The sequence below is a fragment of the Ferrimicrobium sp. genome, assembly GCF_027319265.1.
Lineage (GTDB): Bacteria > Actinomycetota > Acidimicrobiia > Acidimicrobiales > Acidimicrobiaceae > Ferrimicrobium.
The window spans coordinates 1-12416 of the sequence record NZ_DAHVNP010000038.1 but is presented as its reverse complement, the minus strand read 5'-3'; the positions used below and the strand labels follow the sequence as shown (position 1 = coordinate 12416).

The following is a 12416-nucleotide window of genomic DNA, read 5'->3' as shown; positions in this document are numbered from 1 at the left end:
GTGAAGGATCACCAACGAGCCATCAAGCTCGCCAAGGCCAAACCCACTACATCCTCTGCTGGCCCCACCTACACCTCGGTCCCCTGGAACCCCACCCTCCCCAACGAGGTCGCCACCATCTCTATCCCGGCCCTGAATATCTCCGCCCCTATCCTTGCTGAGGGTCCCACCAATGGAGCACTCACCATCCCTCCAGATGTGCACAACGTCGGCTGGGATGAACAGACCCCAACCCCGGGAGAGTCCGGTGTCACCCTCCTGGCCGGTCATGTGAACTGGGTAGGCCAAGGTGAGGGAGCCCTTGGTGAGATCGGTCAACTCGTCCCCGGGGATCAGGTGATCCTCAACTGGGGTGGACACGAGACCACCTGGCAAATCACCACCAAACCAACCCTCTCTCCCAACACCGTGGCCCACCCCCAGCTCTTCACCAACCAGGGTCCCCCAACCCTTGCTCTTGTGACCTGTGGTGGCCCCTTCACTGAGGTCCCCGGTGTGGGTGGCTCCTATGCCGACAACGTCATCGTGGAGGCGTCACCGGTCAGGGCCTAGACCCGATTGTGTTGGCGTATTGCGGCATCGGGCGCAAGGAGTGTCAACAGCGGATACGTAGTTCTCCGAAAGCGGCGAGCGGCGTGCGATCTATGCCGTGATGAGTTTGATGAAAGAGCTCAGCAGGTTGACGTCACTCACTGCTCTGACCGCCGCTGTGGAGCCGAATGACTAATAAAGAGCTATGATCCACTTTTTACAGTAGCCCTCGAAGGGTGCGCTATAGGCGGCAACTGCATACGAGGGGATACCATCGCGAACGAGTTTCCATTTGCGGCCACCAACTGAGGTGTTCACATCAAAGTGGCTCGCGAGTTCCTTGGTGAGGGGCAAGTGATGACGTTGCCCGTGCCAAAGAAACCCGAGCAGCAATTTGCCATCTAACTGTGGTTCGAGAATCGGATCATGGAGGGCGAGACTCGCGACGGAGGGGAATGAGGCTTCGAATCGAGCGTAGGCCACACTTGGACCAGGGAGAAAGAGTGGAGGAAGTTCTTCTGTTTGGGAGAGTTCATCAAGGACCGAGGTGACAAGTTTGGATTTGGGGGGCCGACTGATACGGCGCATGGTTGTGGCTCGTATCTGTTCTGGCCGCGCAGGATCGATGTCGGTAGTCGGGGCAGCGTTCTCAAGATCGAGATAGGTTGGTGTCTCGACTTCGGTGTCGGCGGGGAGCTGTAGACGAAGCAGCCGGCGTTTCGCCGTATCGGCGACGATCAGCTCTCTTCGCAGGCTGTTTTCAGCGATCGAACCGAGCAGGAGGTAACGAGCTACCGGTTTCATTCTTCACCTCGGAGCGCATGTTGGAGGTGAGCTGGGTCGGTGGTGGGGAGTTGACAGACGCGGTTATGGCAGAGATAGGCAAACCCGTCTTCGAGGCCCTCGAGGAGGGGTGATCCCTCGCCGTGCGCCACGATGAGATCTCCCCTCGTGCTGAGGAGGGCCACCTCGATCAAGTCTCGATCAGCATCACCAGGGATGAGGACCTCGGTGGTGCCGAGTTCAAGTTCGACCAGCGCCCAGCACAGGATCGAGAACGATGCGGGGACTCGTTCTATGAGTGGGAGATAGGCCTGCACGACCTTGGAGGCAGTCGCTCGGAGAACGGGGTCATCAGCGAGCATGCCGACTCGATTGGCGAACCAGGCAAAGAGTGAGTTGGTCGATGGCGTCGCACCGTCATAGCGATCGAAGCTTTGAAAGGGTAACAGTCCTCCATGTCGACCGATCGCGAGCTCAGGTCCATCGGGGCTGCCAAAGCGATCCACGGCGCAAGAGAGCGCCCAGTGGGCCTCCTTGAGCCACGTGCCTTCGCCGGAGACGGTAAAGGCTTCGAGCATGGCGCCAGCGTAGTTCACGTAATCGGAGGCGAAGCCTTCAATCGTAACCTGTCCATGGTAGGCGACGTGATAGAGGTCGTCCTTGTCTCGGAACACGGCACGTAGGGCCTCAGCGAGGGCGAGGCCCTCGTGAACCATGGCGGTGTCGTTGAGAAAGCGACCCGCACGTAGTAGCGCAGCGGACCAACTTGCATTTCCGTCGCAGGTCACTTTGTCGTCAATCCCGAGTTCCATCCGTTTGCTGCGATAGTGGGATACGGTAGGGAGGAGGGAGGTGATGCGTTCATCCGGCTTGGGAGTGGCTCCAATTGGTCGGTGCAGGATCGTACGACCCTCAAAATTGCCGCCAGGAGAGACGCCGTAAAAATCGGCAAAGACGGTGTACTGATCGAGGAGTAGCTCTTGGAGTTCCTTCGCGGAGAGAAGATAGTAGCCGCCTTCCTCTCCACCAGCGTCGGCATCAAGAGAAGAAGCATAGAGCCCATGATCGAGACGCAAGCTGGCGAAGGCGAAGGCGAAGATACGCTGGGCGACCCACCGCAGATCGTCGTCATCGGTATCGACTGCCACGGTGGCAAACAGTGAGAGCAGCCCTGCTTGGTCATAGAGCATCTTCTCAAAGTGCGGCGTGATCCAGAAACGGTCGGTTGCGTAACGAAAGAATCCACCGTCGACGTGGTCGTGGATACCGCCGTTCGCGAGTGCTTTGAGCGTCGTGACCACCATCTGCTCGACGTGTTGTGGGTCGGCAGCAAGATGACGAGAACGCCAGAGAATGTCGAGTAGATAGGGCTGGGGAAACTTTGGATGGTTGCCAAAACCCCCAAACTCGGGGTCGAAGCGCTCTCCGAGTTCAGTGATCATCTGCTCGATGATCACCTCGGGATCTGGTTCGAGATCCGAGGAGTCGGGGAGGGCACGTTGCGATGCGAGCGCAGTCTCGTATTCGTGGCTCGCTTCGAGGATCGCCTCTGGCTGTTCCGCCCTGAGCTGAACAATCTTGCTGGCGATGGGCAGCAGCCCTGGGAGGTGCGAGCTGGTCTGGGGCGGGAGGTAGGTCGCGCAGTAGATGGGAATTCCGGTCGGTGTTGCAAAGACGGTGATCGGCCAGCCGCCACTGCCTTGCTGGGCAATGAGCGCTTCCATGTAGAGCGCATCGACGTCCGGGTGTTCCTCTCGGTCGACCTTGATGCAGATGAAGTGTTGGTTGAGATAGGCTGCCACCTCGGGTTGATTGAAGGTTTCATGCGCCATCACATGGCACCAGTGGCAGGCAGAGTATCCAATTGAGATGAGAAGAGGGCGATCCAAGGAGCCCGCGAGATCGAGACTCTCTTGGTCATAGGGTTGCCAAGCGACCGGGTCATCGGCGTGTTGCAGTAAATATCGACTCGAAGACTCTGAGAGTCGATTGGAGATAGAAGGTGGGGTGTCGCTCATCGTTGCAGGCAAGCCTACCATCTGGGGGAGTGACGTCATCAGCTGTTGACGACTGCACGCCCTGTTTGGTGTCGTGGGTCTAATCTTAAGACAGGAAACGAAGGGAGTGGGTATGGGGATCGCGATCATCACCGGTGGCTCGCGCGGCATTGGATTGGCGACGGCTACACGGCTGAGCCGTGAGGGACATCAGGTGATGTTGGTGGCGAGGAAGCTCGATGAACTCGAGTTGGCTGCCCAACGGATCCGGGACCAACTACCAGAGGCCGTTGTTGGGATTTGTCCAGCCAACCTACGTGACGAGGATGCACCATCGGCGATCTTTGATGTGACCGAGGAGATGTTGGGCACAGTGACATTGTTGGTGAACAACGCCGCGACGAATCCTTGGGCCGGACCCATGACCGAGCTCACCCCGAAGGTGATGGACGTCGTCTATCAGGTGAACCTGAAGGCTCCGACCATCATGATCCAGGAGTTTGCAAAACGGCTGGGTGCGGGTGATCATCATGGTGCTGTTGTGAACGTTGCCTCCATCGGTGGACTCCATGTGGAGCCGCTGATCGGGTGGTATAACGTGCACAAGGCGGCTCTCATCCACCTGACCCGACAGTTCGCGGCTGAACTCGGGCCCCGTATTCGGGTGAACACGGTGGCACCAGGCCTCGTTCGTACCCAGTTTGCCTCGATGCTGGTCGACGCGATGGAGGAGCAGCTCTCCCGTCGCCTGCCGCTTGGCCGAATCGGGGAGCCCGAAGATGTAGCGGATGTGATCTCCTTCCTACTCTCCGAGGAGGCTCGATGGATGACGGGAACGATCCTCACCGTCGATGGCGGTAGCGAAGTGATGGGGATGTTCTAGTTATACGTTTGCTCAATCGAGATTTTTGTGCGGAATCAATGAAGTTTGATAAAAATGCAACATGAATCCGTAGTATCTGTTACATTACAACGTATACCTGTCGTTGGATCGGTAAAGGGGGAAGATACGTGGACACAGTGGAACATACGCCTGAGGGCTCTGGGGTTCATCAAGGAGGTGGGCATTCTCTCAAACGCGGTGCACTCTCGTTGCTCGACTCCAGCGTCATGGGGGTGGCTGGCGTCGCGCCAGCCTATTCGATCGCCGCATCAACTGCGGTGCTCATCGGTGCGGTTTCGGTAGGTGGGCCGGCAGCCCTGCTGTACTGTGGGATCGCGATGTTTGGCATCGTCTGGGCCTTCAATTATCTCGGTCGTTCCGAGGCCAATAGTGGCGCCAGTTATGCCTGGGTTCGCAGGGCGCTCCATCCTGTCCTTGGCTACATCGCTGGTTGGGCGCTGGTGGCCTCGGCCTTGATCTTCATGGTGGCGGGTGCCTATCCGGCTGGTTCCACCTTCTTGGGCCTCTTCTCGAGCTCTGCGGCGAATAATGTCACAGCGGTGACGATTGTAGGATCGATCGTCTTTTTGATCATGATCGCGGCAGTAATCGCTGGCGTGACGATCACCGCCAAGATCCAGGTGGTGATGTCCTCAATTGAACTGGTGATCCTGGTGGTTTTTGCCGTGTTGATGCTAGTCCACGGTCATGACGTGCGCAACTTCTCATGGTCGTGGTTCTCCCCTTCGGTCTTTCACTCCTCGAGCATCTTCTTTGGTGGTGCGCTCGTGGCGGCCTTCTACTACTGGGGCTGGGACGTGACCGCGAACCTGAACGAGGAGACCAAGGCTGCCAAGGTGACCCCAGGGCTTGGGGGCATCATCGGAGTGATCGTCGTCTTTGTCCTCTTTGAGGTGTTCACCATCGGGACCAACATGGTTCTCACGAACAAGATCATCGCGAATAACGCCGGTGATGTGCTTCTGGTGCTCGGCCAGACGGTCTGGCATGGTGTCGGTGGGAAGTTGCTGGTGGTGGCCGTCGTGCTCTCTACCGTTGCGACTCTGGAGACGACCATCATCCAGGTCACCCGCACGATGTTCTCCATGGGACGTGACGGAACGCTGCCTCGAGCGCTTGGCGTTACCCATGCCACTCGAAAGACTCCGGTGACGGCGACCGTCGTCGTTGCGGTGATCTCGATTGCGCTCTTTGTCGCGTCGAACTATGTCGGCTCGATCGGAACGATCCTCTCCGACGCCATCAATGCGATCGGCCTCCAGATCGCGATCTACTATTCACTCGCAGGCTTTTCGGTGGTGATCCTGTATCGTAAGAAGCTCTTCACGGGCGCAAACTACTTCTTGTTCGCAGGGTTGTGGCCACTGGTCGGTGCGATCTTCATGGCGGTGATGTTTGAGCAGACCATCCCGACCTTGAATGCGACGACGTTGATTGTCGGTCTTGGATCGATGGCGCTCGGCCTCATCCCGATGATCATCTACTGGGTCAAAGGACGACCCTACTTCAAGATGCCCACGGCACAGGAGCGCGATATCGATTACGAGCCAGCGTTGACCGATTAGTTCGCCAGCGGCAGGCTCCAATGCTTGTCGCGATGGGTGAGAACATCGTTCCGAGGGTTCGCCTCCGATGGCGTTGTCATGGGAGGCGAACCTTCGCTCTCTGTTGGGGCTCGTTAGGCGATTGTCGTTGCGGGTATCGGAGCTGGCGTGCCGGTGGAACGTCAGTCCTCGGCACCGGTCCTAGGGACTTGTCTCGCTACTGAGAGGATGGCACCCACGATCACTGCTTCGAACCACGACCCGAACCGATGCGGTTGTTGTCGATGGCCATGACCAACGGGCCTGAGGTGACGGGGGCTGACTTGGTCTTTCGCGTTGATGGTTTCTATGGCGATTGTAGCTGGAGATGAGCGGGGGTTCCTGGTGCGTGAGAGGCATGTGTTGGTCGAGAGCCGCTGGTTAGTTGGTCGAGAGCCGCTGGCTCAGCACCTTGCGCATTGGCTTGCCGGTCTCGGTGCGGGGGATCGATGCGACCACAATGATTCTGCGAGGGAGCTCCCACCGCTCGAGGGTGTCGAGTTGATTGTGCAACTCGCTCAGTGCTAGTTCCGATGGACCAGTCATGACCAGTGTGACGGCTTCGCCAAAGCGATCGTCAGGCGTACCGACGATACAGAGGTCCCCGAGTCCAGGGTCGAAGCGACTGCGAATTGCAGCCTCAACGCGAAGTGGGTTGACCTTGTGCCCACCGCTGTTGATGATCTCGCCAGCGCGCCCCAGCACCTGTAGCGATCCATCCTCATGCCACGCCCCGAGATCGCCGGTGTGCAGCCACCCGTCCTCATCGATAACGGGGGATTGATCACGATACTGGCTGGCGATCATCGGACCCTTGAGCTCGATGATGTCGTCGATGATCCGAACATCTACCCCCGTCAACGGGTATCCGTTATAGATGACACCGGAACCGGTCTCGGTCATGCCGTAGGTGACGATCGCGTTGTCTGGCACCTGCTCGGGTGGAGGTTGCGCACCTAACAACACGACACGAAATCCGTCGAAGGTGACGGTGGAGAGCGCCGCAGTGACTGCTACGGTCAGGGTTGCTCCAGCGGTTCGTGCTGCATCGACTGATGATTGATCAAGGTGCTGGCTCAGGAGGACTCGATTGCCCAACAGCAGCGATCTTGCGATCACGGCGAGCCCGCCGATGTAGGCCGGCGAGAGCGGACAATACCAGATGTCATCGCGATGGATGTCGAGTCGCTTGCTGATCGACTGTGCCGAGGCCATCAGATTCTGGGCGGTATGGATGATCGCCTTGGGTGGACCTGTAGTTCCAGAGGTGGTGATCACGATCCGGCTGTCAGGAGGAAGGGGTGGTGCGTCTCGATCAAGGTGATGGGTGCCGTCAGTGTCGATCAACTGGTGTGGTGCAAGCACGGCGAGTCGCTCGCGGATGCGTTCTCTCGGTGATCGCGGATCGAGGACCGCGACGGCGTCATCGTTGGCCCAGCATTCGGCGATCGAGTCGATCAGCTGTTGGGACGGGGCTAGTTGGATCGCCACGAGCTTGTTCACGCCTCTAAACTAGCTGATGAGCGGATGGTTGCCGGTGCGACCTTACTCCCAGGCGTAGGGTGGCCACGGTGGTGCCGTCAGAGTCGTATGGGTCGCCTCGGCTGCCGAGGAGACGGATAGCAAGAAATATCTACCAGTGACATCTGTTGTTGGCAGGCAGGTCGGTACGAGTTGAGATGGAGGAGAGATGGAAGAGTTCGCATGGGAATCGAGAGGTGAGTACACCGATATTCGGTTTGAGGTGCTTGATGGGATCGCCAAGATCACGATCAACCGCCCTGAGGTGCGCAATGCGTTCCGTCCACAGACGCTGTTCGAACTACAGCGTGCCTTCGAGATCGCGAGGGATGACTCGAGTATTGGCGTCGTCATTTTGACGGGTGAGGGCCCGCTCGCCTTCTGCTCCGGTGGTGATCAGCGTATTCGCGGCGATGATGGCTACATCGGCGATGATGCGGTCGCTCAGCAGGGGATCGGAAGGCTCAATGTGCTGGATCTCCAGATCCAGATCCGACGCCTTCCCAAACCCGTCATCGCCATGGTGGCTGGATACGCCATCGGTGGTGGCCATGTGCTCCACCTCGTCTGTGATCTCACCATCGCCGCAGATAATGCGCGCTTTGGCCAAACAGGCCCTCGTGTGGGTAGTTTCGATGGTGGCTATGGAGCTGGACTTTTGGCCCGGACGGTGGGTATGAAAAAAGCCAAGGAGATCTGGTTTCTCTGCCGCCAATACGACGCCGATGAGGCGTTACGTATGGGCTTGGTCAACACGGTCGTTCCGCTGGAGCGCCTCGAGGCCGAGACGGTGCAGTGGTGTCGAGAGATTCTTGCCCTCTCACCACTCGCTCTGCGGTTGCTGAAGGCCTCCTTCAACGCCGCTGACGAGGGATTGGCAGGGATCCAGCAGCTCGCCGGGGATGCCACGATGTTGTTCTATATGTCAGATGAGGCCCAGGAGGGGCGAGATGCCTATCTGGCCAAACGCCGACCAGCCTTTGATCAGTTTCCACGACGGCCCTGATCGATGGCTTCGTTAGCAGAGTGGGTTGAGGGCGCTCGCCCTCGTACTCTTCCCGCCTCCATCGCCCCGGTCCTTGGAGCCACGGGTCTAGCCATCGGGGTTCACCACTTCCGTCCGCTGTTAGCGGTCCTTGCTGGGGTAGTCTCGCTGGCCCTACAGGTTGGGGTGAACTATGCCAACGATTACTCCGACGGCATCCGTGGCACCGATGAGGATCGCGTTGGTCCACTGCGGCTGGTTGGCAGCCGGCTGGCGAGTCCAAAGGCGGTGCGCCTTGCGGCAGTAATCGCCTTTGGGGTTGCTGGGGTTGCTGGGGTTGTCATCTGCGCTATGGTCAGTTGGTGGTTGCTGCTTGTTGGTGCGGTGAGTATTGTCGCCGCTTGGCTCTATACCGGCGGAAAACATCCCTATGGCTATTACGGGTTTGGGGAGGTGTTTGTCTTCATCTTCTTCGGGTTAGTGGCCACCTTGGGTGCCTATTATGTCCAAGTGTTGGCCGTCTCCCCAGCGGCGATAGCAGTTGCGGTGGGTTTTGGCTCCTTCATCACCGCCATCTTGGTGGCCAACAATCTTCGAGATATTCCTGGAGATACCCAGTCTGGCAAGCGGACGCTGGCGGTAAGAATGGGGGATGGACCAACACGCATCTTCTACACGGTGCTTATGCTCGTGGGCGTAGCGATGTTTGCCCTCGCCCTTGGTTGGTCTTGGTGGCTGCTATCGGTACTCATCCTTTGCCTGCTCCTTATTACGCCACTACGCGCGGTGTTCGCCCACGCCGAGGGCCGGGCACTGATCCCGGTGTTAGCCGGGACGTCGAGGATGACGCTGGTTGCGGGATTACTAGGTCTCGTGGTGTTTTCGTTGATGAGGTAGGCGATAGTCGTGGGGTTCACCAACCGATGAACGATTCACATCATTGGGTGATCAGTGGTGACTCTCGGTCGATTGGTGGCGCAGTTCGACGGTAGGTGTCGGGTGGGCCGTAAGGGCCCCTCGTCCCTGTGCGCTGCGCTTGTGGGTGACACCTATGACCCACCGATCGTTCTCGCATCTGGTTCTTTGGCCGGTTGACCTGGAGCGAGTTCGTGCGTGTGGTAGTTCCCGCCATGTGGCTGAACGAGCGGGAGTCAGTCTCTGGGAAGGATCACAACAATGCACAATTCCTACTGCTTGCGGAGGGAAATCCGAAGTCAGTTGCAGGATTCTCCCACCCGAGGATAGTGAATCGCGGTGGTTCGCTCTTCTAGGCCGGGTTGATCGAGTTGGTGCATCTATGACAGGTCGATCACGCCGGTCCGTAGGTCTGACATCTCCATAAGGGTATATTTACCGCCAAGTCGTCCCCAACCGGTGGCGCTGCCTCCAGCTCCGCCAAAGGGCATATTGATGTCCCAAAAGCCGGTGGAGTCATTGACGATTACCTGACCCACGCGCAGTTTCTCCATGAAGAAATAAGCTCTGCGGGTGCTCTCCGTGAAGACCGCCGCTTGGAGCCCAAGCGGATCACGGTTAGCGATTGCCAGCAGTTCCTCGTCTCCAGATGCGGAGAGGATAGGGACAACGGGACCGAAGGTCTCTTCTTGAGCGACCAGCATCTCCTCGCGCACGTCGTCGATGACGGTCAACTCGTAGTAGAGGTCCGTCGGCATTCCTGGCCTGCGTCCTCCACCGGTGAGAATCGAAGCGCCATGGGTTCGCGCGTCGGCAAGGTGTCGGTCCATCTTCTTGGCTACCTCTTGATTGTTCAGTGGGCCGAGCATGGTGTCGTTGTCGAACGGATCACCGAGACGAACCTTCTCCGCCTCACTGAGGCAGAGGGAGACAAACTCATCATGGATTGATGCATCGACCAACACTCGTTCTGTGGCACAGCACACCTGTCCGGCGCAAAAATAGGCACCGTAGACTGCGGCTTTGGCCGCTTTCGCAAGGTCGGCATCCGAGCAGACGATCAGTGGACCATTGCCGGAGCACTCCATGACCGTGCGCTTGAGGCCCGACCGCGACTGTATGCGTGCGCCGGTGGCTGATGAGCCAATAAAGCCAACCGCGTCGATCTCAGGATGGGTTACCAACAGATCCCCAAGTTCTCCACCGCCTGGTAGTACGTTCACGAGTCCTGAGGGAACGCCCGCCTCCTCGAAGCATTCCAGCGTTGCCAAGACGGTCATCGCCGTATGGGTAGGTGGCTTTCCGATGTGTGCGTTACCGGTTGCGAGCCCGGGTGCGACAAATTCGGCCATCATCAGGACAGGAAAATTCCAAGGGGTGATGATCGCCCAGGTGCCGACAGGGCGGTAGAAGGTGAACATCCTCTTCTTCGGATCTGAAGAGGGCATGGTCTCGCCATGAAGTCGTAACAGATCCTCGGCGTGAAGATGATAGAGTTGGCTAGCCTCCTTGATGTCGGCGATCGACTCAGAGAGGGGTTTCCCCTGTTCGAGCGTGTGAAGTTCCGCAAACTCATCGATGCGACGCGCGATAGCATCTCCGATGCGATGGCAGATCTCTGCCCGTTGCCACGGCCCGACTTCGGACCACTCTGCTCGGGCGCGTCGCGCCGCCACCACGGCCATTGTGACCTCGTGCCTACTAGCGATGGCTACGTTTGCAATAGGCTCCCCTGTTGCTGAGCTGGTAACGGCGACAACTTCCCCGGACTGGGGCACATGCATTGCACCATCGATGTAACAACCCAACTCTTGAACAGCCATGGCATCTCCCTTTCGTTCAGCGATTCCACCACTAGTGGGCTCCGACAAAGAAGGTCACTTTGAATCCTGTTGAAGCTATGACCATTGTGCGTGACGTCACGGTGCTCACGATTTCGTGAAGTACCAGGTGGAGGGGCGGAAGTTGGCATACGGATTCAAGGGATACCAGCCACCCAAGTCGTTCTTTGCAACGACAATCTCGTAGTCTGCCAGCGGCCACCAGAGGGAGTCTACTTGTTTTGTTAGGTACTCCTCATCTGCGTAGAGCGGCTGCAGCCCTGGCTGCTCATGGGCCGCTGTGATCAGTTGGTTTGCCTCCTTTGAGTCATAGCCACCTGCCCAATAGTTACCCTTGCCGAACTCGTTGCCACCCGCGGGGATGATCTCGTACTGTCCAAAATCCCACATGTAGGCGGAGTAACCTGCCATGCCCCAGTTGCAAGGGCCTGGGGGACACACCCCATCATTGGAGTACATGCTGGTCAGCGATTGGCCGGTCAGTGAGACATCAATGCCAGCCTGTGCTGCCGCGCTCACGAATGCCTCGACCTGCGAAAGGTAGCTCTGCACACCAGTCTGGTAGGTGAAGGAGATGCTGAAGACCTTCCCCTTTGGGATTCCTGGGCCACATTCGTTGCTGGCATCACCAGGGTGCTCGCAGACATCGACGCCGCTGGAGTTCTTGACCCAACCATGGTCAGTTAAGAGCGTTTTCGCTGCCGAAATGCTATAGGAATACGGATCAGATTGAAGGCCTGGCGCGACAAGATCTGAATTGGGATAGACAGGAGCAATGCCGTAGTCGAGCAAGCCATAGCCATGAAGCGTCTGATCCAGATATAGCTTTTCATTCACCAAGTGTTGCATCGCTTGGCGTATGTAGAGCTGTTTTACGAGCGCCTTCCATGGACCGGTGTAGCCGAACTCTACGACTTCATTATAGAAGTACTTCCAAGGAGCCACCTTAAAACCATGGGCTTGAAAGTAGCCGATTTGACCAGCATCGCTGTAGGGGATGAACCCAAAGTCGAGAACGCCAGAACGCACGGCATCGGTCTCAGCGGTATCTGATTGAAAACTATAGATCGAGTAGCCACTGAGATACGTTTTCTCGGGCCCGGTGTAGGCGTGGTTGGCGGAAAAGACAGAGTAGTAGGTTGTAGGGTTGAAGCTTTTTAAGGTCTAAGGCCCATCGACAACCTTCCAGAGTGGGTTAGTGGAGTAGGTCGAAAGTGAAACTACTCACGATACGGGACACGGTTCTCCCTTAAAACAAGGAGAATATAGGTATGGGAGAAACGGAAGATCAGAAAACTAGGAATGAGAAGACTCGTCGACAATTTGACGACGAATTCAAAAAAGACGCAGTGAGAC

The 12416-nt window shown here is 57.8% G+C and carries 9 protein-coding genes and 1 pseudogene; 5 read left to right on the top strand and 5 right to left on the bottom strand.

Going from position 1 to position 12416, the window contains the following annotated elements:
* Positions 1-552, top strand: a 552-nt coding sequence (locus M7439_RS06790) for a class F sortase (protein WP_298348818.1), incomplete at its 5' end; no start/stop codon positions are given.
* Positions 553-723: 171 nt separating this feature from the next.
* On the opposite strand, the gene M7439_RS06785 is transcribed toward M7439_RS06790, so the two are convergent.
* Entirely contained in the window at positions 724-1335 is a 612-nt protein-coding gene (locus M7439_RS06785; RefSeq protein WP_298347396.1) for a hypothetical protein, read from the bottom strand.
* The gene (locus tag M7439_RS06780) at positions 1332-3332 is read right to left on the bottom strand and encodes a thioredoxin domain-containing protein (protein ID WP_298347395.1); all 2001 of its coding nucleotides are present in this window, start codon (positions 3330-3332) and stop codon (positions 1332-1334) included. The genes M7439_RS06785 and M7439_RS06780 overlap by 4 nt, the downstream gene beginning before the upstream one ends.
* A 112-nt stretch (positions 3333-3444) precedes the next feature.
* Between M7439_RS06780 and M7439_RS06775 the strand changes: the two genes are divergently transcribed.
* Positions 3445-4194: an SDR family oxidoreductase gene (locus M7439_RS06775; protein ID WP_298347394.1), complete on the top strand. Its 750-nt coding sequence runs from the start codon at positions 3445-3447 to the stop codon at positions 4192-4194.
* Positions 4195-4322: 128 nt separating this feature from the next.
* Positions 4323-5780 carry an APC family permease gene (locus tag M7439_RS06770; RefSeq protein ID WP_298347393.1) on the top strand — a complete coding sequence of 486 codons (1458 nt, stop codon included), beginning with the start codon at positions 4323-4325 and terminating at the stop codon, positions 5778-5780.
* A gap of 399 nt (positions 5781-6179) precedes the next feature.
* On the opposite strand, the gene M7439_RS06765 is transcribed toward M7439_RS06770, so the two are convergent.
* Entirely contained in the window at positions 6180-7301 is a 1122-nt protein-coding gene (locus M7439_RS06765; RefSeq protein WP_298347392.1) for an AMP-binding protein, read from the bottom strand.
* 187 nt (positions 7302-7488) lie between these two features.
* On the opposite strand from M7439_RS06765, the gene menB reads away from it, so the two are divergent.
* Both menB and M7439_RS06755 read left to right on the top strand, forming a co-directional pair.
* Positions 7489-8325: a 1,4-dihydroxy-2-naphthoyl-CoA synthase gene (menB, locus tag M7439_RS06760; protein ID WP_298347391.1), complete on the top strand. Its 837-nt coding sequence runs from the start codon at positions 7489-7491 to the stop codon at positions 8323-8325.
* Positions 8326-8328: 3 nt separating this feature from the next.
* On the top strand, positions 8329-9201 hold the full coding sequence (locus tag M7439_RS06755; RefSeq protein ID WP_308464422.1) for a 1,4-dihydroxy-2-naphthoate polyprenyltransferase: 873 nt from the start codon (positions 8329-8331) through the stop codon (positions 9199-9201).
* A 398-nt stretch (positions 9202-9599) separates the two neighbouring features.
* On the opposite strand, the gene M7439_RS06750 is transcribed toward M7439_RS06755, so the two are convergent.
* Entirely contained in the window at positions 9600-11042 is a 1443-nt protein-coding gene (locus M7439_RS06750; RefSeq protein WP_298347389.1) for an aldehyde dehydrogenase, read from the bottom strand.
* Between the two features lie 105 nt (positions 11043-11147).
* Positions 11148-12209 (bottom strand): annotated as a pseudogene (locus M7439_RS06745) (ABC transporter substrate-binding protein); the annotation flags it as partial.
* Positions 12210-12416 lie beyond the last annotated feature (207 nt).

Bases quoted from the DNA above. Each gene is read 5' to 3' on its own strand.
- menB (WP_298347391.1), top strand. From the start codon at position 7,489: ATGGAAGAGTTCGCATGGGAATCGAGAGGTGAGTACACCGATATTCGG.
- M7439_RS06785 (WP_298347396.1), bottom strand. From the start codon at position 1,335: ATGAAACCGGTAGCTCGTTACCTCCTGCTCGGTTCGATCGCTGAAAAC.
- M7439_RS06775 (WP_298347394.1), top strand. From the start codon at position 3,445: ATGGGGATCGCGATCATCACCGGTGGCTCGCGCGGCATTGGATTGGCG.
- M7439_RS06755 (WP_308464422.1), top strand. From the start codon at position 8,329: ATGGCTTCGTTAGCAGAGTGGGTTGAGGGCGCTCGCCCTCGTACTCTT.
- M7439_RS06780 (WP_298347395.1), bottom strand. From the start codon at position 3,332: ATGAGCGACACCCCACCTTCTATCTCCAATCGACTCTCAGAGTCTTCG.
- M7439_RS06750 (WP_298347389.1), bottom strand. From the start codon at position 11,042: ATGGCTGTTCAAGAGTTGGGTTGTTACATCGATGGTGCAATGCATGTG.